We start from the raw sequence: 24,732 nt of genomic DNA, 5'->3' as shown, positions 1-24,732 counted from the left end.
ATGTACATGAAGTTTTTGATGCTACACACGCACGAATAAAAATAGGATTAAGGCCGGTTTATTATGAGTACAAAACGTAAGACAGTATCTGACCATATAGTCTTCAACCAATCTCCCCAACAAAAAATAACTTCTTTCATCTATCAATAGAAACCACTAACTTTAACAGATGGAGTATTTGCCTTTCGTTATTGGTATAATCATTGCTGCATATAAGCTTTACAGCAATTTTCAAGAGGAACAGGAGAAAGCGCGTAAGCGAAATCCTTCTCTTCCAACAAAACAGAGCGAAGCTGATGAGACTTCTAATCCTCAGAAAAAGCAAGTATCCGAGCCGCGTCCTTCTATGCCACCACACAGACCGGTTGTCTCCTGGCCTCAAAGTCCTTCGATACCTGCTCCAAAACCTCAGGCTAAGCCTGAACCCGTTTTAGTAAGGGAAGCCACTAATCCGCAGCGTCCTTATGAACCTGTATATACAAGAGATTACAGCGAACCGGTATATGAGAAGCCGGTTTTGCCCAAAAGGAGTGGACTGGAAAAGACTGTCACCCCAACGCGCGTAGAATTAACTCATTTTGAAGATATATCTGATGAGACTGTAAAAAACAGGAACATTCACGCTCCTCACAAGCATGGAATGAATCCTCTCACTCATGAGGATCAGGATGTTTATTTCGAGTTTGACATGCGGCAGGCGATAATACAGCAAGCCATCCTCAACCGGCCTGAATATTGAAGCATTGTAACAAGCACAAGCCACCCCAGCGGTAACCGTGCTGAACGAATGCGTTAAAGCAAGACGACTCCTTGGTTTTTATAAAACGAAGGCTTCAGCTGACTCGTACTTAAACCTATGTATAACTCAACAGTACTATACTTTCGCCTTAAGGATGCGGATTGTCGTTCCTTATTTGACAATGAAATGTATCTTTAATCTAAAACCCTCTTTAGTTTTGTATAACACATTGATTTTACGAATATGGAATATAGAAGATTAGGAAAGTCCGGGCTTCAGGTGAGCGTTTTATCACTGGGCAGCTGGTTGACTTTCGGAAAACAAATTTCGGACGATGTTGCCGACGAACTCATGAGCATCGCTTACGATAACGGTGTGAACTTCTTTGACAATGCAGAAGGTTATGCTGGTGGTAAATCGGAAGAGGTAATGGGTAAGATACTGAAAAGTAAAGACTGGGACCGTGAATCCTATTTAGTTTCAAGCAAGGTGTTTTTTGGAGCGGAGAAGAAAGGTCCTAATCGCATCGGTTTGTCCCGTAAGCATGTGATAGAAGGCTGTCATGGAGCATTAAAACGTTTGCAGGTTGATTACCTCGATCTTTATTTTTGTCACAGGCCAGATATCAATACGCCGATAGAGGAAACAGTATGGGCGATGAACACCTTGCTTCAGCAGGGGAAGATCCTGTACTGGGGGACTTCGGAGTGGAGCGCTGTAGAGATCGCTGAAGCAATCCGGGTTGCCAGGGAGAATCACCTCATCGGGCCTACAATGGAGCAGCCACAGTATAATATGCTTGAGCGAAATAAGCTTGAGAAGGAATATCATCTGTTGTTTCGTGATCACGGCATTGGTACCACTATCTGGTCACCTTTGGCGTCAGGTTTATTGTCGGGAAAGTATAATGATTCAGACCCTACCGACACACGTTTGCACATACCGGGGCTCGACTGGTTAAAGAATAGTACGCTTATAGACGAGAGCCTGGAGAAAGCGCGCAAGATTAAGGTAATAGCAGATGAAATGGGCGTCAGCATGCCTAAACTCGCACTGGCATGGTGCCTGAAGAACCCAAATGTAAGTACGGTAATCCTTGGAGCATCAAAAACCGCGCAGCTGTCCGAAAATCTCACCGCACTCGACGTTCTCCCGCTGATAACCGGAGAGATAATGGAAAAGATCGAGCAGGTGCTCCAGAACAAACCCGTAATCCCCGCTCATTAATTGATATTAGTCAGCCATAACAAACAAGTGGTTTAGCCGCACACTAAATCACTTGTTTGTCAACAGCCCCTTGTCCATTATCAATCGTCCCTTGTCCATTGTCCCTTATCAATTGTCCATTGTCCCCTGTCCATTATCAATTGTCGATTGTCAACTGTCAATTGTCCATTGTCAACTGTCCATTCTCTCCCGTCAACTGCTAAAGTCCGGGATATAATTATACAGAATAAGGTCAGACTCGTCGCGAATATTATAGATGGCGTTATTGTGCATCAGAACAATCCTGGTGCTCACTTCCATTAAAGGGAGATAAAAATGATCTGTAAGGATAATACCTTTGGTTTTCCCTTTTGTCCGGATGATATCCTGAAGGATTTCAATCTGGAAAGGAGCAATTTCGGAAAAAGGTTCATCCAGCAAGAGGTACGTTGCCGGGCGTGACAGCAGCCACAGGCATTCCAAAAATCGCCGTTCGCCTCCGGATAAGCTGTTTATACGGCTGTCTTTTAGTTCGTTAAGGCTCACAACAGCCTCTTCTGTAGCCACAGACGGGTCACAATCTTCGAGTACCTTTCTAACGGTCAGGAAAGGTGGAATGAAGTTATGCTGAGGAAGATACGCCACATCTTTTCCCGGAAAAGTTTTTTTCGTAATCTTGCTGCCGACCTTCAGATGCATGAAATCAGCCTTTAGGGTACCAAAGATGATCTTCAGCAAGCTTGATTTGCCGCAGCCATTCCTTCCCAGAAGACCGACGATCTCGCCGGGTTTGCAGCAAATATAACAGCCCGACAATACTTGTTTTCTGCCAAAGCAAAGCGATACACTATCTATTTCAAGCATCTTTAAAAGAATTAATGATTAAAATAATTAGAATAAAAGCCGCAAAGTCAAAACACGCGACACTTATAAAAAGCTTATTGGCAGGATAACCTAAATTCTGGAAGTAACAAAAGTATTTTTTTACGGATGGTTTGGCAAGCTGATAAATCGCAGGGAAGAAAGACGCCTTAATAATAAACAGAATAGGCAGGGGAACGGGTTCAAAAAAGAAAATCCAGAAGCCGATGAAGTTTGCCAGGGCAAACCAGACATAGTACAGCCTATAGAATTGAAGGTACTTCTTCACACCGACAATTTAGAAGTTTAAAACTATTAATCAAATAAAAAAAGGCTTCCTTTTCAGGGAAGCCTTTCAAGTATTTTTAATAAAACTGTTTTATTAACCTAAGTAGGATTTAAGGATTTTACTGCGTGATGTATGACGTAAACGCTGTAAGGCCTTATCTTTAATCTGTCTGACCCTTTCACGGGTAAGATTAAACTTCTCACCAATTTCTTCCAGTGACAGCGGATGATTGGTCCCCAGTCCGAAAAACAATACGATGATCTCGCGCTCGCGTTCTGTAAGCGTTTGTAACGACCGCTTAATCTCTTCAGAAAGCGATTCATTGATCAGGTTACTATCTGTATTCGGATCATCATTTTCGAGCACATCCAGCAGGGTATTTTCTTCTCCCTGAACAAACGGAGCATCCATTGATACATGACGTCCTGAATTACTTAAAGTATCAGAGATCTTATCTACCGTTGTTTCTAAAATATCTGCGAGTTCTTCGGGAGACGGTTCACGTTCGTATTCCTGCTCAAGCCTTGAAAATGCCTTACTGATCTTGCTTAACGATCCTACCTGGTTCAAAGGTAAACGTACAATACGCGACTGTTCTGCAATCGCCTGAAGGATTGACTGGCGTATCCACCATACTGCGTATGAAATGAACTTAAACCCTTTGGTCTCGTCAAAGCGTTTAGCCGCTTTAATCAGCCCCAGATTTCCTTCATTGATCAGGTCGCCCAAAGTAAGCCCCTGATTCTGATATTGTTTTGCTACCGATACTACGAACCGCAAGTTAGTTTTGGTTAAGCGTTCGAGAGCAGCCTGGTCGCCTTCCCGAATCTTTTGAGCCAGAATTACTTCTTCTTCAGCAGTAATCAAATCTACTTTACCAATCTCGTGAAGGTACTTGTCGAGTGATTGCGACTCGCGATTGGTAATCGATTGTGTTATTTTGAGTTGTCTCATTTAAAGTTATGATACCCCTTTCTAAAAAGCGTGTGCAAAGTTAAGAACTTTTGTTTCTTAAACGATGCTTTAACGAAAAAGTTGCTAAACTAATTGTTTTTAATATTAAATTTGAATTGCGACAATAGTTAGCAAAAATCATTCCATGGAAGTCCTGCCCCCGCAAAGACACTACCTTTTTATAAAGTTCTTTTAAAGTGTTTAGTTCTATTCTGTAAACCCTTATTACGGAGCGAAGGTTTTAATATATTTCAAAATTACACTTAACAGACAAAAGAGAACTTTAATTACAATTCATCTTCTCGTTCAAGCATTAAAACTGCTCCCTGGGACACGATAAAGTACTTCTCTCCCTGATAAACTATTTCTGTTGACGAGTTCTGAAGAAAGATGGCTAGGTCGCCTTCTTTCGCCTGTAAGGGGATATATTTAACCTGATCGTCGCGTCCTTTCCACACATCATCATCATCCGCAACCTGCGGAATCGGGTAGCCCGGACCTGCCTTTATAACATATCCCTGTCTTACCTTTTCTTTCTCCTGAACTCCCGGAGGTAAAAACAATCCCGAAGCCGTCTTTTCCTCCGGTTTCAGAGGCTTAATCAGGAGCCTGTCGCCCACAACAATCAGCTTTTTTATTTTGTTATCAGGTGTAATTTGCATGTTATTTTAGAGCTTATCAGCTTATTTTAGAGGTATTGGCAGTTGGCTTTTACTTTCGTCATTAAGCTTTAACTTTAGTAACAGACTATTAACTTGTCTCTTTGGACTTTCCGCTTTTCAGCTTTCTGTTACAACTCAAAACCTTCAACCTTCAACTCTCCACTTTCAACCCTCACCTCCCAGCTATCCCTCTCAGCGAAAAAGTATCAGCAAGTCTTATGCCCTTTTCGGTTTGTTGCAGCGTGCAGCATTCATGAACCGCGTCGTGCTCAAAGAATAAAATATAGTTATTCTGCTGTGCCTCATCCAGAAACGCTCTTTTTTCTGCCATAGACTGCAATGGGAAAACATCATAACCGGCAACATAAGGAACGGGAATGTGCCCGGTAGTTGGCAGTAAATCTGCCACAAAGACAACTGTACGGTCTTTATATTGCAAAGTTGGCAGCATCATCGAATCCGTGTGCCCGTAAGTGAAACGAATACCAAAATCAGGTGTAAGGGAAGTCGGGTTGCTTTCGTTTATGAAGTTCAGTTTACCACTTTCCTGAAGAGGATTGATGTTTTCGGCAAGAAAAGAAGCCTTTTCCCGCTCATTTGGATTTGCTGCCCAGTCCCAATGTCGTTTACTAGTCCAATAAACCGCATTTTTAAAAGCAGGAACAAGATCTTGCCCATCCCTTACCACGGCGCCGCCCACATGGTCCAGGTGAAGATGCGTGAGGAACACATCAGTAATATCATCGCGATGAAATCCATGTTGCTTTAACGATTTTTCCAGTGTATCCTCTCCATGCAGATAATAATACCTGAAGAACTTTTCGCTTTGCTTGTCGCCAATGCCCGTATCAATGAGGATAAGGCGATTCCCTTCCTCCACAAGAAGGCAACGCATAGCAAGAGTGCACAGATTGTTTTCGTCCGCCGGATTCGTCTTGCTCCATATGGTTTTAGGAACTACCCCGAACATGGCGCCGCCGTCCAATTTAAAAAGACCAGTGTTGATGGAGTAGAGGTTCATATGTGTTGTATGTTGTAAGTTGCGTGTTGTGAGTAGGGAGAACCTTCAGCAAAGAAGGTTAGGACAGACGATAAATAATGTACAAAAAAGAGCAATAAATACAATCTATCTATTGCCCTTTTGTAATTTATCCCGCTTTTAATGCGCTATACATATCCTTCAACCCACAACTCTCAACCTGCAACTCAATTATAGGTGTATCACCTCGCCGTACGCATCAGCAGCAGCTTCCATAACCGCTTCGCTCATGGTAGGGTGGGGGTGAACAGACTTAATGATATCCATGCCGGTTGTTTCAAGTTTACGTGCAACTACAACTTCGGCAATCATTTCAGTAACACCGGCGCCAATCATGTGAGCTCCGAGGAACTCACCATATTTTGCATCAAAGATCACCTTTACAAAGCCATCTTTCGTGCCGGCAGCGCTCGCTTTACCCGATGCAGAGAAGGGGAATTTACCCACTTTAATTTCGTATCCTGCTTCTTTAGCTCCTTTTTCAGTATAACCAACAGAAGCAATTTCAGGAGTACAATAAGTACAACCCGGGATGTTATTATAATCTAAAGGTTCCGGATGGTGACCTGCGATCTTTTCAACGCAGATAATACCTTCAGCAGATGCAACGTGCGCAAGTGCCTGTCCCTTTACAATATCGCCGATTGCGTATACACCTTCAATATTGGTTTTATAGAAGTCGTCAACGATCACTCGTCCGCGATCTGTCTTAACACCCACCTCCTCAAGACCGATATTCTCAATATTAGGAGTGATGCCGACTGCGGAAAGAACAATCTCAGCCTCTAAGGTTTCAGTTCCCTTAGCCGATTTTACCTGTGCCTTACAACCCTCACCTGATGTATCCACTGCTTCAACAGTAGAGCTGGTAAGAATATTAATGCCGGCTTTCTTAAGACTTCTTTCCAGTTGTTTAGAGATTTCCTCATCTTCTACCGGAACAATGCGGTCCATAAATTCAACCACAGTAACTTTAGTGCCTAATGCGCTATAGAAATAAGCAAATTCAATACCGATAGCTCCTGATCCAACTACGATCATGCTCTTTGGCTGTTCAGGAAGGTTCATCGCCTGACGGTAGCCAATGATCTTCTTGCCATCCTGCTTCAGGTTAGGCAATTCGCGTGAGCGCGCGCCGGTAGCCAGGATCGTATGCTTTGCAGTGTATTCCTTAGCAGAACCATCTGCAGCTTTTACCTCCACTTTGCCGCCTTTTTTGATTTTGGCAACACCCATGATCACATCGATCTTGTTCTTCTTCATCAGGAACTGGATACCCTTACTCATGCCTTCAGCCACACCACGGCTGCGTTTGATGACAGCGCCGAAGTCGGCCTCGCCACCCTGAACCTGGATACCGTAATCAGAAGCATGTTTGATATATTCAAAAACCTGCGCGCTTTTCAATAACGCTTTTGTTGGAATACATCCCCAGTTAAGGCAAATACCACCTAAAGATTCGCGTTCAATGATCGCTGTCTTTAAGCCCAGCTGTGAAGCGCGAATCGCAGCAACATAGCCGCCGGGGCCGCTTCCGATAACTATTAAGTCGTAATTCATAAGAATTTCTATTTATATTTTTGAACGCGCCAAACTTACGCAAAATTTTGCATTCCGATTTTCACAGCAATAACATATAATGAAATTTAAAGTGTTTGTCGTTAGGTAAATTACTAAAACGAAGCCTGTTGATTTTGGAAAGAAGACACTCTTTGCTTGATATTATTGTTGACCTTTTTGCGAAACAATAAAGCTGAACGTTTTTAACCGTATCTTCAAAGAAAGATACCCGAATATTCAGTTTTATACAGCAATACATGAATAAGAGCGCATAATCTGGTGTGATATAACTTATTAACAATTTCCATAAAAGTTTTCCACATTTTTTTTATGTTTTATAACTCTTAGTAGTATAATGATAATTAAAGGCTGAAAAATTTCGTTTCTGATAAATCCTTAGATGATTTAACCGTTTATTAATATTAATTTAACGCAGAACCCTGCAAATTTTTAAAAAAACGTGGTTATCTTTGCGACGAAAATCAAAATATAATTTTCATTTTTAATCAAACAGCAAATTTTTATGAGGAAGTTTTTACTTTTTACACTTCTTGCCTTACTGGGAGTGGCGACTTCGTACGCCCAGGTGACAACAAGTAGTATTACCGGATCTGTTAGAGATTCAAAAGGAGAGCCTTTGATTGGAGCTACGGTGAAAGCCACGCATCAGCCAACAGGAACTGTTTATGGCGCTTCAACTAATAGCGAAGGTCATTTTTCAATTCCAAATATGAGGAGTGGCGGTCCGTACCGTGTGGAAGTTAGCTATATAGGCTATCAATCAAGACGTATCGATAATGTCTTACTTAAGTTAGGAGAACCTTATGTCCTGAATGTTAATGTAAGTCAGGCTGGAACAGAGTTGACAGAAGTTTCTGTAACAGCAACAGATCCAAGATCTGTATTAAATGCAGACAGAAGTGGTTCGACGACTAATATCAGTACGCGGGAGATTCAAACTTTACCGACTATCAGCAGAAGTATAAATGATCTAACTCGTTTAACACCACAAGCAAACGGTAATGCTATTGGAGGTGGAAATTATAGACAGAATAATATAACAGTCGATGGCTCCAGCTTTAACAATAGTTTTGGTATAGGAAGCAATCTTCCAGGAGTTAGTTCAGGACGATATTCTTCTCAGCCTATTTCGCTAGATGCCATTGAAGAGATTTCGGTTAATGTAACTCCTTATGATGTTCAAAACTCAGGATTTGTAGGAAGTTCAATAAACGCAGTAACACGTTCCGGGACAAATGAATTCTCCGGATCTGTATATACTTATTTTAGAAGTGAAAAGGGGCAGGGAAGTCGCGTTGGATCTTATAAAATTACTCAGGAAAATCTCCAATATAATCAGTATGGATTCCGTTTTGGAGGACCTATTATTAAGGACAAGCTTTTTTTCTTTTTAAATGCTGAAACAGATAAGAATATCACTCCCGGCCAGTTAAAGAAAGCATCGACTGCCGATAATCCCTTTGGGGGGCCTGACAATAATGTTGCCAGACCTACAGCAGAAAGGTTGAATGCTATCAGAACATATATGCTGGATAATTATGGATATGATGTGGGACCATATGATGGATATGATTTTGAATCGAATAGTGACAAATTTTTAGCTCGTGTTGACTGGAATATTAATCGGAATCATCGTTTAAATGTTCGTTATAGTCAGCTAGAAAGTAAAACGCCATCTTTTCCAAGCACTTCTAGCTCTGGAACCATCTCAGGCAATCCTTCGGGAACTACTAGGCTGGATAACAACGCTTTAGCATTTAAGAGTGCGAATTATTATCAGGAGGCAAATTATTATTCAGTAGCTGCTGAATTAAATTCAACCTTCGGTGGTAAATTTTCAAATACTCTTAGGGCTTCTTATACGCATCAAAATGATCCGCGCAGCAGTGATGGAGGCGTATTTCCTTTTGTCGACATCATGGAAGACGGCAAGTTTTATACTTCCTTTGGTACAGAACTTTTTACATTCGGAAATCTTAGAGACGTAGAAACCTATTCATTCAGAGATAACTTGACCTGGACATCGGGTAAGCACAATTGGACAGTCGGCGCCCAAGCCGATTTCAGCAAAACTAAGAATGGTTTTATGCGTTTTGGCAGTAGCTATTATAGGTTTGCATCATGGAATGATTTTGTAAATGGCGCGAACCCAACAGATTTTGCTGTTACTTATTCCCTAACCCCAGGTTACAAACAAGCTTATCCAACATTTAAATTTGCTAATTATTCGTTATATGCACAGGATCAGATAGCGCTTACTGAACGATTGAAAATAACCCCTGGACTTCGTATAGAATTGCCAACTTACCCCGGTTCATTAGCTGAACATCCTTTAGTTACTCCGCTGACGTTTGAAAATGGAGAGAAAATAAACACAGGTAAATTGCCAGGATCAACTCTTATGTTTTCTCCTAGAATAGGATTCAACTGGGACATAAAAGGAGATCGTACCCTCCAATTAAGAGGAGGTTCGGGAATCTTTACGGGTTCCGTTCCTTTTGTTTGGGTTGTTGCACAAGCAGGGGATTCGGGAATGCTTCAGTTTACAAGTGCTTATCCAACAACGGGGGCTAATGCGACTCCTGTTCCCGGTCCATTTAACCCAGATCCAGCAGCTTATTTGCCATCAACACCTCCTTTGGCGGGAACATCTATTCCGTCATCTATAGCTGCTATAGATGATGATTTTAAAATGCCTCAAACGTGGAAAAGTAGTTTAGCGTTAGATGCAAGGCTTCCATGGGGAATAGTAGGAACATTAGAGGGAATCTATAACAGGGATTTAATTGCTGCGATGTGGAGGAATGTCAATCTCTCAGCACCAACGGCAACAAATATTGCTGATTACCCTGATAATAGATTGGTCTATCCAACAGCAAAATTGAATGGTTCGTTTAATGCCTTCCAGTTAGAAAATGTTTACAAGGGATATTATTTTTCGATTACCGCGAAATTGGAGAAACAAATTACCCGAGGGTTAGCAGCTTCTGTCGCATATGTTGGAAGCGAAGCTAAGAATTTGTTTGATGGAAGCGGCGATCAGGCTGGAAGTGCCTGGAATTTAACACCCACTATTAACGGGGCTAACAACCCCGACTTGAGTTATGCAAGTTATGTTGTTCCCCATAGAGTAATAGCTTCGGTATCCTATAGGAAAGAGTACCTGAAGAATTTAGGTACTACAATATCGTTATTTTATGAAGGATCAAATGATGGGCGGTTCTCTTATGTAACAACTAACCTAACTCGCGATGGGTCTAATAATTCACTGATGTACATTCCTAAAGACGAGTCAGAAATAGATTTTGCAGCAACGACTATAAACGGAGTTTCTTATACTCCCGAACAGCAAAAAGCCATGTTCTTCCGTTATATAGAGCAAGATAAATATTTAAGTTCTCATAAAGGTGAATATGCAGAACGTAATGGAGCATTGTATCCATGGAGAAATCAGGTAGATATGAAATTTCTTCAAGATGTTTTTGTTAATGTAGGAGGAAAAAGAAATACACTTCAATTCAGTTGGGATGTGTTTAATCTAGGTAATCTACTTAACAAAAATTGGGGTGCTAAAAGGACCTTAAACCCGAATAGTGGCTCATTGGTTTCTGTGTCTAATATTAATAGTATTACGCCTGGAGGAACGACTAAGCCCCTATATCGATTGGCGACAGATAGAAACCTTCCTGTTTCTACCACATTTAGAGATAATCAAACCATTAACTCAACTTATTATATGCAGTTTGGTTTCAGATATATCTTTAATTAAGAACTGAACGTTTAAAATACAAAAGCCGTTCTGGTATAATCCAGAACGGCTTTTGTATTTATGCTAAATGAGATAATGTGTCGTTAAGCCACTGTTAATAGCCTAGGGCCATATCCGCCCCAAGAAATTAGTTGTCTATATACTACTTATCAGCTGAAAATAGACAACTTAATAACAATAAAGTAAGTTAGTATAATTGATAATGTGAAAGGCCGGGAGTGATTCCGGCCTTTTTTATTTTAACGACACTTATACTTTTTATACCCTACCTATCTCCGGTTTTACCTCCCCAACCTGTACCCAGCCTGCAACTTATTTTAAACCTCATCACTACGTTAGCGTCCATATTACGTGATGAGTGCGTTAAAAGTCCGTGTTTTGGCATTAAAACACGGACTTTTAACATAGTTTTTATATTGTTTGACCGCAAAGGCTGAAATGCAGTCCAAACGTTGTTTATACCCTTATACAGCCCGTTTTCAGATCGCCTTGCTGCACCTGCAGAGCTAATCCGCTCTCTTTCAGGAGAAAGTGGTTTAATCTTTAAAGAAAAAAGATTTCAAATTTTTTATGTTTTTAATTTTCAGGATTCCTAAATTAGCTTCATAAACCAAACCGATGTTCATCTAAACCAAAACGGGCATGGCAATCATACAAGGCAAATATTTAAGGGGAAGCGTGGGGAATTACGCATTCCGCAAGGTCGGCAACCGCAACATTATACAATCTAAGCCAGGCCGGGGCACGGTCCGTCAAACGGAGGCCACGCGGGAGAGCAGCGCCGAGTTCGGGCTGGCCAGTACAGCAGGCAAGATGCTTCGGTATGCCTTTGGGAACCTGTACGGGTATGAGTATGATGGCAGGATGATGAACAGGATGGTCAGAACACTTACCGAAGTGATCGGCAAGGACGACAGGCCTCGGGGACAAAGGGAGATCACCGGCGGAGATATCAGCAGGCTGAAGGGCTTCGAGTTCAATGCGGCGGCCCCTCTGCGCAACCAGTGGAGGCTGACACCGGAGGTCGGGATGGATGAAAAGGGAACGATCCGGGTGAGCTTTCCGTCGTTCGTGTATCTAAAAGACCTGACGCCATCCTCCAGCTGCAGCTATTGCATCATCAAGGCCCAGGTGATCGCCTTCGACTTTAAGAACAGCCGGTACAAGAGCCTTGGAGAAGAGAAGCTGGAAGTGAAACTGATTACCGGGCGTCAGGAGGCCACCGAATGGACATTTGAGTCGGACGTACCGGAAGGATGTTTACTTCTGGTGGGGTTCTCTCTGAAATACTACCGGAACAATAACGGGATCCTGGAGATCGTACAGGACCGTTCAAAACACAGTTCAACAGAGATCATCGGGAGCTTTATCCGTGCTGATCGGGAAACGCCGTATGAGGAACCACCGCAGATCATCCGGGTATCCAAATACGAATCATGGGCACCGGATTCAGGCTGGCGAAAGGTCGGGTTAAACAGCAAGGCCTATAACAAGCTGCAAAGGCAAAGGCTGAAACAGGCAAAGGGGAAGAGCCCAACAGTGGCGAAGGAGAAGACAAAGGATAAGGATGGCTGGACGAAGATGTAGGCGTCGTCATTCTCACGTCAGGAAACAAACCGGAATCTCAAATAAGGCCGTCAAAAGCGTTTATTTAGTACATTTGTGTGTCTTATCACGGCTAGTGCATTGTGAAGTTTGAGAATCATATTATGTTACATCTTCTGCGGGTTAGTTTGTTTTTTCTTTTTTTCCTGATATCCTTTTTACAGTCATCAAAGGCTCAAACTGACACCTCTCAGAAAGTAGTTCCCAATCGGAAAAACAGTTTGGCACAGCAGAAGAAGCCGTATGTGATTTTAATATCGGCAGACGGCTTCAGGCATGACTTTGATAAGAAGTACGGAGCAAGTTTTCTCCTGTCGATGAGAAAGCACGGTGTTCATGCGGCGTCCATGATCCCTTCGTTTCCTTCCTCAACATTTCCTAATCACTATACATTGGTTACCGGGATGTATCCTTCTCATCATGGCTTAATAGATAATAGTTTTTATGATCCGCAGCGTGAAAAGTCGTACTCTTCGTCGGATAAAAAGGCAGTAAAGGATGGAAGTTGGTATGGCGGAACTCCTCTTTGGGTGCTTGCCGAGCAACAGCAGATGTTAAGCGCTAGCTTTTACTGGGTAGGCTCGGAGGCTGCAATTAAAAACACAAGGCCGACGTACTGGTATCCATATAACGAGAGAATTGACATCGATAGCAGAATTCAGGCTACCGTAAACTGGTTAAAGCTTCCGGAAAGTGAACGTCCGCATTTAATAACATTCTATATGCCCGAAGTGGACCATGAAGCCCACCAGCATGGTCCTGACGCCCTAGAAACCAGGAACGCGGTGCTGTTTGTTGATTCCGCCGTACGAAAGTTAACGGAAGAGGTTAAAAAGACAGGTCTCCCCGTGAATTTCATTTTTGTATCTGATCATGGAATGACTAAGGCGAACAATGAGCGTCCACTGCTGATCTCGGACATTCCGGCGGACACTGCCCAATATACGATTTCGGGCAGCGGAACAATGCTGGATGTTTTTGTTAAGAATAAGGAAGACATTCACACGGTTTATACCAAACTTAAAAAGAATGAGAAGGGCTATAAGGTTTATACGAAATTTAATACTCCCTCTCACTGGCATTATTCGGCGAAAGATGACTCTGCGGGTCGTATTGCTGATGTTTTGTTAGCAGCAGATTGGCCGGGATATTTTTCGAACCGGCAATTTAACCCGGGACAACATGGTTACGATCCTTACAATGTGAAAGACATGCATGCGACTTTTATCGCGTGGGGACCTGCCTTTCGATCCAACATGCAGATTCCTGCTTTCGAAAATGTTCATGTATATCCTCTGGTCGCTGAAATATTAGGATTAAATCTTCAGGAAACGATTGACGGGCGCCTGAAGGTACTGAAGTCAGTGCTCAAAAAGGAACCGCGGTAGTTCCGGAACGGAAGCTTCACTGTAGCGATTTGTTATACTCTCCCGTAATAACAAAAACCTATTTTATGAAGCTTTTAAAGTGTGCTCCTCTGTTCGTCATATTGTTGTTTTTCGTTTATTCCTGCAAGAAGAACAAGGTTGAAGATCCGTTAGGCGACCTCGAAAGTAAAACCTATACTGAGATCTGTCTTACAAATGCTATGCGTTATGGCGAAACAGGCTGTGGTATGCTAACCCTTCTTCCCGGAAATAAAGTAAGCATGCTGCATATGGGTGATATCATTTCTTCCGGAACCTATTCTGTTTCAGGAAAAACCCTTAAAGTGCAATTGTCAGGATCTCTGTCTTACGAGTTTATCATCCGTTCTTCGGAAGAACTGGAGTCTAAAGAAGGTGGTAACTTATGGCAGGTAAAGTGACTTGCGGCCAAAAGAAGTTGAAAACTTAAAATAAAATCTCATTAATTAATATATTTAGTCCTTCAATAACAGGATAAAAAGAACTATGAACCGTAGAGATTTCATTGCCCAGAGTGCCATCGCGGCAGCTGGATTAACTATTCTTCCCTCGGGGGTTTTATTTGCAAAGGACCGGGGTGTTGTAAGACTGGGCTATATCGGAGTGGGCCTTCGGGGAAGAAATCATATAAATGAAGGGTTATTAAGGGACGATGTTGAGATTGTAGCTATCTGTGATACGCAGGAAAGCTCGTTGAAATTGTGCAGGGAACAGTTTGTAAAGGCCGGCAAAGTGCTTCCGAAAGAGTACACGGGAGGCGTTGACGCTTATAAAAAGCTACTTGAAAGGAAAGATATCGACGGTGTTATTATTTCTACGCCATGGGCCTTCCATAAAGACCAGGCGGTAGATGCGATGAATGCAGGTAAGTACGTGGGATGTGAGGTAATAGCCGGATTAACCGTTGACGACCATTGGGATATCGTAAACACCTCGGAGAAAACCGGCGTTCCTTACATGACGCTGGAAAACGTATGTTACCGTCGTGACGTAATGGCTGTTTTGAATATGGTTCGGAATGGCTTGTTTGGCGAACTGGTACATCTGGAAGGGGGGTATCAGCATGATTTGAGACCTGTATTATTTAACGATGGCAAGCATTTTTATGGAAAGGGAGTAGAGTTTGGACAGGAGGCATCGATTGGAGAGGCGCAATGGCGAACTCAGTATAACATTGATCTGAATGCCGATATCTATCCCACCCATGGAATCGGTCCCTTGATGCACTATATTGACATTAATAGCGGAAACAGATTTACTAATATGGTTTCCTTCGCTTCTAAAGCCAGAGGCTTGAGTTCGTATGTTGAAAAAATGTCGCCCGGCCATAAAAATGCAAAGCTCGATTATAAGAATGGCGATGTGGTCACTACAACAATTAATTGCGCTAACGGCGAGACTGTGATACTAAGTCACGACACCCATTTGCCACGACCTTATTCCTTAGGATTCCGGGTTCAGGGAACGGAAGGCTTGTGGATGGATGTAGCTGATTCAATTTATATTGAGGGGAAATCAAAAAACTATGATAAATGGGATCCGGCAAAAGAATGGCTGGAAAAATATGATCACCCGCTTTGGAAAAAATATGCAGCAAAGGCTGAAGGCGCCGGTCATGGGGGCATGGACTGGTATGTGTTTAATGCCTTCGTTCAATCTGTAAAACAGAAAAAGCAGACTCCTATTGATGTGTATGATTCTGTAACTATGAGCGTAATTCTTCCTCTTTCTCAAAAGTCGATATCAGAAGGTAACCAGCCTCAGGAGTTTCCTGATTTTACTAAAGGGAAGTGGAAAAGCCGGAAAAATACCTTCGCTCTGGATGACTCAGGGTTTTAAGAGGAAGTGGTTTTGATATTTAATTAAGGTATCTATATTTGTTCTGTCCATTCGGGGTATTTTCTCAAATCATTCCCCGCAATGGTTTTGACCAATGTTTATATTCCTTAAAGTAATGTCTAAAATTTCCACGGGTATAATCACTCTTATTACCCTTACTTTTTCTATTCCTTCATTTGCTCAAAACAATCCGCTGGCCAAAGACAGCGCTATCGTTAAAGCGGGCAAAGATGTACGATTTACCGTGTTGACTCCCCGTGTGATCCGGATGGAGTGGGACAGCACCGCCTCTTTTACCAATAATGCCTCTTTTGTTGTTGTGAACCGCAATCTTCCGGTTCCGAAATTCAGTAGTGTAAGAAAAGGCGACTGGCTAACGATACGAACGGAAGAGCTTGAGCTGAAATATCGTGTAAACACGGGTAAGTTTACTGCTGAGAATCTTTCTGTAAAGTATCTGAAACAAAAGAAAGATGGTTTTACCTGGCGGCCCGGGCAGGTTGAGAAGGCCAACTTAAAAGGAACATACCGTACTCTCGACGGGTTTGATGGCGACACGGACAAAAAGGGTAAGAAAATGAAGCTGGAGGATGGACTGCTTTCAAGAGATGGGTGGCATCTGCTGGACGACTCACAATCATTTCTGTTTGATAAAAGCGACTGGCCCTGGGTAACTCAGCGGCACGCAGGCAATGTCCAGGACTGGTACTTTATGGGTTACGGGCACAACTACAAGGCGGCCCTTGCTGATTATACGAAGATAGCGGGAAAAGTTCCGCTGCCTCCGCGTTATGCTTTTGGCTACTGGTGGTCGAGATACTGGAGCTACTCTGATAATGAACTTCGGGACCTGGTGAGTAACTTTGAAAAGTTTAATGTGCCTCTCGATGTTTTGGTAATTGATATGGACTGGCACTCTACCGATAGCATTAACGCGAAACCGGACGAATTTGGCCAGCGTAAGTGGTGGACCGGCTGGACCTGGGACAGCGGACTTTTCTCTAATCCTGAGCGGTTTTTGAAATGGACCGACTCCAAAAATCTAAAGACAACCTTGAACCTTCACCCGGCTTCGGGGATAGCTCCTTTTGAAAAGCAGTACGGAGAGTTTGCAAGGAAAATGAATTTTGATACGACGAGCCGCAGGAATATTCCATATGAAGGTTCGAATAAGAAGTTTGTACAAAACCTGTTTGATGTTGTGCTCAGGCCGATGGAAAAGCAGGGCGTGGATTTCTGGTGGCTCGACTGGCAGCAATGGCTGGAAGATAAGCAGATTAAGGGACTGCAGAATACCTGGTGGCTTAACTATTTGTTCTTTAGTGATATGGAACGGAACAGGGATACCCGGCCGATGCTTTATCACCGCTGGGGCGGACTTGGAAACCACCGGTATCAGATCGGTTTTTCAGGCGATGCAATAATATCCTGGAAATCGCTCGAGTTTCAGCCCTACTTTACGAATGCGGCGTCAAACGTGCTGTATGGCTACTGGAGCCATGATATCGGGGGGCATATGTTCAAAGACCGGGACGGGGGAACACTTGAGCCAGAATTGTACACCCGTTGGATGCAGTATGGTGCTCTAAGTCCTGTATTCAGAACCCATTCTACAAAGAGCTCCGTTTTAAATAAGGAGATCTGGAATTTCAGGGGTGACTATTTCAATGCGCAGTACGATGCCATCAGGCTGCGTTATTCTCTTGTTCCGTATATCTATACCATGGCAAGAAAGACTTATGATACAGGTATTTCACTTTGCAGGCCTATGTATTACGATAATCCTGAAAAACAGGAAGCTTACGATTTCAGCCGGCAGTATCAGTTTGGGGATGATATTCTTGTTGCCCCTCTGGCTACGCCTTTGGTGAACGGTTTTGCTAAAGTAAAAGTGTGGCTGCCGGCAGGAAACGATTGGTATGAATGGCATACGGGTACCCTTTTAAAGGGAGGCCAGACACTTGAGAGAGAATTCTCTATTGATGAGTATCCTGTATATGTGAAGGCAGGCGCTATTTTACCGATGTTTGGCAACGATGTGAAAAACCTGAGTGATAATCCTGACAGGATCAAACTGGGCATTTTTCCGGGAGGCAGCAGCGCGTCGAGGATGTACGAAGATAACGGCAATGATAAGAATTATTCTAAGGAGTACGCTTATACTGCTTTTAAAACCGGACTGCAGCAGGACGGATCTTTGAAGGTAAGCATCTCGCCAAGAGAAGGGAAGTACAAGGAGATGAAAGATAGCAGGGTGTATGAGTTAACTCTTTACGGATCGAGGATGCCTGCAGATGTGATGGTAAACGGAAAGCCGCTGAGTTATAAAGCGGATGATCTTAATAGCGAAGGCTGGAATTACAACGGAAGGGAGTTAAGCGTCAGTATAGTTTTGCCGCAGTCGTCATGTACAGAACAGGCGGAGGTGCTGGTACGCTATCCTGGCGGCACACATACTGACATTAACAACGGCATTAAGGAAAGATTCAAGCGTTTAACTAAAGCAACAACTGAACTTAAGTTTAAAGAAGGGCGTAGCCTGGTTTTACCGAACATGCTCGGAAAAACGGAGGAAACAAACCGTCAGCTAGAGTATTCACCCGAAAAGTTTGAGGAGCTTATCAGAACGTTTAATGAAAATTATAATAAAATGCCCGAAATTATTAAACCTCTTGGCTTAAAGAAGGAAACTGAGTCATGGTATCTGGGTTATTTGGGTCTCGGCGGTTAAAATAGACGTTTACCCCGAAAATCTGGCGGGCTGATTTCCCACATAGGCAAGAATCTTATAACTTTGTGGCTTAGGTAAGACCATGATATACTTTTTTTCCAATAAGGCGAATACAGTCTACGCAGTACAAAAACCAGAAACCCTTGATTCTTCAGATATTTCTAAATTAAGCTGGCTTTTTGGTAGCGCTCAGTTAGTACAGGACTCAAAAATCCAGGACTATTTTGTAGGACCCCGTGCAGCAATGGTTACTCCCTGGAGTACGAACGCTGTTGAGATCACTCAAAATATGGATATCCATGGAATATTGAGGATAGAGGAGTATACAAGAGTAACAGCTGATTTTAAGGATTTCGACCCGATGCTTTCGCAGAAGTATAAGGAACTGGACCAGGATATTTTTACCATCCATATCAAGCCTGAGCCAATTCTTGAAATTGACGATATCGCTGCTTACAATCAGCAGGAAGGGCTTTCGCTGAGCGAAGAGGAAATTGAATATCTGAATGGTCTTGCTAACAAACTGGGGCGTAAGCTCACCGACTCCGAAGTATTCGGCTTCTCTCAGGTAAATTCAGAACACTGCCGTCATAAAATCTTCAACGGAACATTTGTTATAGACGGACAGGAACAGCCGGTATCGTTATTTAAACTTATCCGTAAAACGTCTGAAGCTCATCCCAACGGGATCGTTTCTGCTTATAAAGATAATGTAGCCTTCCTGAAAGGACCGGTGGTGCAGCAGTTTGCTCCCCAAAGGCCTGATGTTCCTGCATATTATGAAATAAAGGATTTTGAATCGGTTATTTCGGTGAAAGCCGAAACACATAATTTCCCTACAACAGTAGAACCCTTTAACGGTGCGGCAACCGGCTCCGGAGGGGAGATCAGGGACCGTCTGGCAGGCGGACAAGGCGCTGTTCCTCTCGCGGGAACGGCAGTATATATGACTGCTCTTTCACGTCTTACAAAAGACAGGCCCTGGGAAAACGCAGTACAGGAAAGGGAATGGTTGTACCAAACACCGGTTGATATCCTGATTAAAGCATCGAACGGTGCGTCCGATTTCGGAAATAAGTTTGGCCAGCCGCTGATCGCAGGTTCCGTCCTAACGTTTGAACATGAGGAAAACTCGAGGATCCTCGGGTACGATAAGGTGATCATGCAGGCAGGAGGGATAGGGTATGGGAAAGCCGACCAGGCAAAAAAATATACACCGAAGCAAAACGACAAGATCGTAGTCCTCGGTGGTGATAATTACCGTATCGGTATGGGCGGGGCGGCTGTATCTTCGGCTGATACCGGCGCCTTCGAATCGGGAATTGAGCTCAATGCGGTGCAGCGCTCGAATCCGGAGATGCAAAAACGGGTTGCCAACGCCGTTCGGGGCATGGTTGAAAGCGACAACAACGCGATCGTATCCATACATGACCACGGTGCAGGTGGCCATCTGAATTGCCTTTCGGAGCTGGTAGAAGAAACCGGCGGTAAAATAGATCTTGATAAGTTGCCGGTAGGAGATCCAACGCTTTCTGCCAAGGAAATTATCGGTAACGAATCGCAGGAACGTATGGGCCTGGTGATCGGAGAGGAGAACCTGGACACCCTGCAGAAGATCGCTGACAGGGAGCGTGCTCCAATGTATACTGTGGGTACGGTAACAGGCGACCATCGTTTCAGTTTTGAATCTCAGGTGAGCGGAGCTAAGCCGATGGACCTGAAGATGGAGGATATGTTTGGAAGTTCCCCGAAAACGGTGATGCAGGATAAAACCGTCGAAACAAAATATGAGCCGGTTGTATACGATGTGAGTAAGCTTGAAACTTACCTTGAGCAGGTACTGCAACTGGAAGCGGTAGCTTGTAAAGACTGGCTTGTGAATAAAGTCGACCGTTGCGTTGGCGGCCGGGTTGCTACACAACAATGTGCTGGTCCCCTTCAGCTGCCTTTAAACAACTGCGGGGTAATGGCGCTGGATTTCCAGGGAAAGGATGGGATTGCGACCTCTATAGGTCATGCTCCCCTTTCTGCTCTTATTGATCCGGCGGCAGGTAGCCGGAATGCTATCGCTGAAGCTCTTTCGAATATAGTCTGGGCTCCTTTGAAAGACGGCCTGACGAGTGTATCGCTCTCAGCTAACTGGATGTGGGCATGCAAAAATGAGGGCGAGGACGCCCGCTTGTATAAAGCGGTGAAGGCTTGTTCCGACTTTGCAATCGAACTGGGTATCAACATTCCTACTGGTAAAGACTCCCTGTCGATGAAGCAGAAGTACAAAGACAAGGAGGTGATCGCACCAGGAACTGTAATTATTTCTGCTGCTGGTCATTGCGACGATATAACAGCTACCGTTGAGCCTGTCCTTCGCAAAGATGGCGGTTCTATTTATTATATTAGTCTTTCTGGCGATCGCTTTAAGCTTGGCGGATCTTCTTTCGCTCAAATCCTGAATAAAATTGGCTCGGAAACTCCCGATATCAGGAACGCAGCTGAATTTAAAAATGTGTTCGACACCGTACAAGGTTTAATCAAAGCCGGCCATATTCAGGCAGGGCATGACATCGGAAGCGGTGGATTGATCACTACCTTGCTGGAGCTTTGCTTTGCTGATCGTGGTCTGGGAGCCAGTATCGACTTGTCGCCTCTTGGAGATCAGGACATCATTGAGACTCTTTTTTCAGAAAATATTGCATTGGTATTCCAGGCTGATCAGGCAGTAGAATCCATTCTCGAATCAAAGGGGATTACCTACTATAAGATCGGGGAGGTTAGTTCCGAGTCCTTGCTGAAAGTGAAGAACGGTACAGGTGAATGGAATTTTGACATTGACCAGTTACGCGATGTGTGGTTCAAAACCTCGTATCTTCTTGATCAGAAGCAAAGCGGACCGGTAAAGGCAAAGGAGCGTTTTGATAACTATAAGTTCCAGGTTCTGAAATATAAGTTCCCGCCGGATTTCAACGGGAAGAAACCGGTTTTGGATCCTGCAAAGCCAAGGATTAAGGCGGCGATCCTTCGCGAGAAGGGCAGCAACTCTGAAAGAGAGCTGGCCAATGCCATGTATCTCGCCGGCTTTGATGTGAAAGATGTTCACATGACGGATTTGATCTCCGGAAGGGAAACTTTGGAAGATATTCGTTTTATAGGCGCAGTTGGAGGCTTTTCCAATTCCGATGTGCTCGGTTCAGCTAAAGGATGGGCAGGAGCTTTCCTATATAATGAGAAAGCAAGGATCGCACTGGAGAATTTCTTCAAACGTGAGGATACTCTTTCCATTGGCATTTGTAATGGCTGCCAGCTGTTTGTGGAGCTGGGACTGATCAACGATGATCATGATAATAAACCAAAGATGCTGCATAATGATAGCGGCAAACACGAATCGGGCTTTACCTCGCTGACTATTCAGGAGAATAAATCGGTGATGCTGTCGAGCCTCGCCGGATCAACTCTCGGTGTATGGATCTCACACGGAGAAGGCAAGTTTGAGCTCCCTTATACAGAAGACAAATATCAGATTGTTGCCAAGTATGGATATGAAGGTTATCCGGCTAATCCGAACGGATCGGGCTATAATACAGGAATCCTTTGCGACAGGACCGGAAGACACCTCGTGACAATGCCGCACATAGAACGTTCGCTTCTTCAGTGGCAGTGGGCTAATTACCCTGCAGGACGTAAGGATGAGGTGTCGCCGTGGTTTGAAGCTTTCGTAAACGCCAGAGTATGGCTGGAAGGACATTGATGTTGTGAGTTGTAAGTTGTGAGTTGCAGGTTGTGAGTTGCAGGTTGTGAGTTGCAGGTTGTGAGTTGCAGGTTGTGTGTTATAGGTTGAGAGTTAAGAGTTAAGCTTTGCATTGGCTTGCCGCTGCTTTACCGGCATTGTAAATCTATTAAGTAAGCTACGTTTTTTACGATTTTCATTCCCCTGAAAGTTATTGCTTTCAGGGGCTTAACTCGTCGTCTGTTATTAATGTGCTTTTTGTATACCGGGATGTGAATTATTTATGTTCAGGTGTTACTTCCTTGAAAAAAACATGTTAATTTTTTGTTAAAGTTTACTAAGTTTGAGTAAACATCGCAACATTGGGGACGGAATACACGAATTATTCGGACGAAGAGCTCATCTGTTTGCTTAATCAGGGGGAAAAGAAAGCCTTTGATGAGATTTACAGACGCTATTGGAACCCTATGTTCCGGTCTGCCTACAATGTAGTGAGAGACAGGGATGCCTGCATGGACATTATACAGGAACTTTTTATCTGGATCTGGTCGCATCACGACAGCATGAGAGTTACCACATTAAAGGGCTACCTGTTTGCTGCTGTTAAATTCAAAGTTGCCAATTATATCCGGTATGGAAAGATCCGGGAATCCTTTTTTGACGATGTCCGTAAGCTTGGCGAACCTTCTGTTTCTGTAGAGGAGAGTGTAGAAGTAAAGGATTTGCTTGTTGTTATAGCGCGTTTTACCAGTGAACTTCCTGAGAAGTGCCGTGAAGTGTTCATGTTAAGCAGGAATGAGCACCTTAGTAATAAAGAAATAGCAGTGCGCCTCGGGATCTCCGTGAAGACTGTCGAGAATCAAATCACCACCGCGCTCAAAAAGCTGCGTTCTTCCCTCGTGCGTTTATCCTCTTTCATATTGTTTTTTCTGTAATTAGCTTGTTCAATGGCATGAAACCTTGATTAGACGTCTCTTTTGGCACGTTGTTTAATAGATTTGTCGCTTTTTCGACAGCAATTGAGCCGCTTTTATGATTAATTTTGACTTTTTTTTACTTTTCGTAGGGGCTGAACGCTTTTAATGTGCCTTCTAATATAGAAGGTATACAATGGACAAGAAAGCGTTCCTGCAGATAGCAGATAAAATAAGTAAGGGTGTAGCGACTGAAGAGGAAGTGGTACTGTTTAATTCCTACTACAATCATTTTCAGGAAGACGAACAGGTATGGGAAACTCTGGCAGAGGGGGAAAGTATTGGGGAGGAGATCCGCGCTAAAATCGATGAAGCCATTAAAGCTCAGGAAGAAAAGCCTGTAAGATCTTTCACTTTTGCTTATGTTAAAGTTGCCGCGGCCGTTGCGTTGTTAATTGTTTCTGCAGGCCTGCTGTATATTATAAAGCAGGATCGGAAGGGCGCTATGCTTGCGGAAAAGACTGAAGTGCAGTATAAGAACGATGTTAATCCCGGAGGAAATAAAGCTGTGCTGACCTTAGCTGACGGATCATCGATTATGCTTGATGAATCGGAAAATGGCCGCCTGGCCACTCAGGGAAATATGGCCATCAATAAAACAGGAAACGGAAAAATAGTATACCGGACCGCAAAAGCGGGAGATTCAAATAGTGCGGCATCCATGGCTTATAATGTCATTACTGTTCCACGTGGAGGAAGCTATCGGCTTACCCTGCCTGACGGAACGGAGGTATGGTTAAACGCTTCATCCTCCCTGAAGTTTCCGGTTTCCTTTGATAAAGACGAGCGACTGGTAGAGCTGAAAGGAGAGGCCTATTTCGAAGTGGCATATAAGGTGAAAGCAGAAAGGGGAAAGCAAAAAGGTGAAAGAGTGCCATTTGTGGTGAGAAGCGGCGGGCAAATAGTTGAAGTATTGGGCACACACTTTAATATTAGTGCTTATAACGATGAAGCTTCTATAAAGACTACTCTTCTTGAAGGGAAAGTACGTGTTACTGCAGGCAGTAAACAATCTCCTAAAGATTCAAAGTTGCTTAAGCCCGGCCAGCAATCAGAATTGTCTTCGGTACAGCGAGAGATTATTGTAAATGAAGTCGATACAGAGGAAGCCATTGCCTGGAAAAACGGTATGTTTCAGTTCAGCGACAGCGACCTCAGAAGCATTATGAATGAGCTTGAGAGGTGGTATGATATAGAGGTAGATACGAAAGGTATGCCCGAGAAGAGATTTAACGGCATTATCCCGCGGAATGTTAAACTCTCTCAGGTACTTGACATGATGGAGAAGACAAGTGGTTTGAAATTTAAAATAGAAGGAAGGAGGGTTTCTATGCTGCAATGACTTACCTCATAGCT

Annotated in this window: 16 protein-coding genes; 11 read left to right on the top strand and 5 right to left on the bottom strand. The window is 43.4% G+C overall.

What is annotated here, in order from left to right; translation table 11 throughout:
• Nucleotides 1–169 precede the first annotated feature (169 nt).
• On the top strand, nt 170–739 hold the full coding sequence (locus BDE36_RS18430) for a hypothetical protein (protein ID WP_141816040.1): 570 nt from the start codon (nt 170–172) through the stop codon (nt 737–739).
• A gap of 243 nt (nt 740–982) precedes the next feature.
• Nucleotides 983–1,966: a potassium channel beta subunit family protein gene (locus tag BDE36_RS18425; protein ID WP_141816039.1), complete on the top strand. Its 984-nt coding sequence runs from the start codon at nt 983–985 to the stop codon at nt 1,964–1,966.
• Nucleotides 1,967–2,158: 192 nt separating this feature from the next.
• Here BDE36_RS18425 and BDE36_RS18420 read toward each other — a convergent pair whose 3' ends face one another.
• From BDE36_RS18420 to lpdA, 5 genes are all read right to left on the bottom strand, one after another.
• Nucleotides 2,159–2,809 (bottom strand): ATP-binding cassette domain-containing protein, encoded by a 651-nt coding sequence (locus tag BDE36_RS18420; protein ID WP_141816038.1) that lies wholly within the window; start codon nt 2,807–2,809, stop codon nt 2,159–2,161.
• A 379-nt stretch (nt 2,810–3,188) separates the two neighbouring features.
• A complete protein-coding gene (locus BDE36_RS18415) occupies nt 3,189–4,049 on the bottom strand; it encodes a sigma-70 family RNA polymerase sigma factor (protein ID WP_128768249.1) in 861 nt (286 codons plus the stop codon).
• A gap of 287 nt (nt 4,050–4,336) precedes the next feature.
• Nucleotides 4,337–4,711, bottom strand: a complete 375-nt coding sequence (locus BDE36_RS18410; RefSeq protein ID WP_141816037.1) for a co-chaperone GroES — start codon at nt 4,709–4,711, stop codon at nt 4,337–4,339.
• 172 nt (nt 4,712–4,883) lie between these two features.
• Nucleotides 4,884–5,732 (bottom strand): MBL fold metallo-hydrolase, encoded by an 849-nt coding sequence (locus BDE36_RS18405; RefSeq protein WP_141816036.1) that lies wholly within the window; start codon nt 5,730–5,732, stop codon nt 4,884–4,886.
• A 189-nt stretch (nt 5,733–5,921) separates the two neighbouring features.
• Nucleotides 5,922–7,310, bottom strand: a complete 1,389-nt coding sequence (gene lpdA / locus BDE36_RS18400; protein WP_141816035.1) for a dihydrolipoyl dehydrogenase — start codon at nt 7,308–7,310, stop codon at nt 5,922–5,924.
• 523 nt (nt 7,311–7,833) lie between these two features.
• Here lpdA and BDE36_RS18395 point away from each other — a divergent pair.
• The 9 genes from BDE36_RS18395 (at nt 7,834) to BDE36_RS18350 (ending at nt 24,718) form a co-directional block, all read left to right on the top strand.
• A complete protein-coding gene (locus tag BDE36_RS18395) occupies nt 7,834–11,100 on the top strand; it encodes a TonB-dependent receptor (RefSeq protein WP_141816034.1) in 3,267 nt (1,088 codons plus the stop codon).
• A gap of 642 nt (nt 11,101–11,742) precedes the next feature.
• Nucleotides 11,743–12,687, top strand: a complete 945-nt coding sequence (locus tag BDE36_RS18390; RefSeq protein WP_141816033.1) for a hypothetical protein — start codon at nt 11,743–11,745, stop codon at nt 12,685–12,687.
• Nucleotides 12,688–12,809: 122 nt separating this feature from the next.
• On the top strand, nt 12,810–14,093 hold the full coding sequence (locus BDE36_RS18385) for an alkaline phosphatase family protein (protein ID WP_141816032.1): 1,284 nt from the start codon (nt 12,810–12,812) through the stop codon (nt 14,091–14,093).
• Between the two features lie 65 nt (nt 14,094–14,158).
• Complete coding sequence (locus tag BDE36_RS18380) at nt 14,159–14,512, top strand: hypothetical protein (RefSeq protein WP_141816031.1); 354 nt, start codon at nt 14,159–14,161, stop codon at nt 14,510–14,512.
• A gap of 85 nt (nt 14,513–14,597) precedes the next feature.
• The gene (locus BDE36_RS18375) at nt 14,598–15,950 is read left to right on the top strand and encodes a Gfo/Idh/MocA family protein (protein WP_141816030.1); all 1,353 of its coding nucleotides are present in this window, start codon (nt 14,598–14,600) and stop codon (nt 15,948–15,950) included.
• A 115-nt stretch (nt 15,951–16,065) separates the two neighbouring features.
• Nucleotides 16,066–18,681, top strand: a complete 2,616-nt coding sequence (locus BDE36_RS18370) for a glycoside hydrolase family 31 protein (RefSeq protein WP_161987699.1) — start codon at nt 16,066–16,068, stop codon at nt 18,679–18,681.
• An 82-nt stretch (nt 18,682–18,763) separates the two neighbouring features.
• Nucleotides 18,764–22,423, top strand: a complete 3,660-nt coding sequence (gene purL, locus BDE36_RS18365) for a phosphoribosylformylglycinamidine synthase (protein WP_141816028.1) — start codon at nt 18,764–18,766, stop codon at nt 22,421–22,423.
• Between the two features lie 341 nt (nt 22,424–22,764).
• Nucleotides 22,765–23,337, top strand: coding sequence for an RNA polymerase sigma-70 factor (locus tag BDE36_RS18355; protein WP_235904290.1), 573 nt, complete (start codon nt 22,765–22,767; stop codon nt 23,335–23,337).
• A 175-nt stretch (nt 23,338–23,512) separates the two neighbouring features.
• On the top strand, nt 23,513–24,718 hold the full coding sequence (locus BDE36_RS18350; RefSeq protein WP_141816027.1) for a FecR family protein: 1,206 nt from the start codon (nt 23,513–23,515) through the stop codon (nt 24,716–24,718).
• Nucleotides 24,719–24,732: the final 14 nt, after the last annotated feature.

It is taken from the genome of Arcticibacter tournemirensis, assembly GCF_006716645.1.
In the GTDB taxonomy this organism is placed as follows: domain Bacteria; phylum Bacteroidota; class Bacteroidia; order Sphingobacteriales; family Sphingobacteriaceae; genus Arcticibacter; species Arcticibacter tournemirensis.
This window is presented reverse-complemented; position numbering and strand designations above follow the sequence as displayed.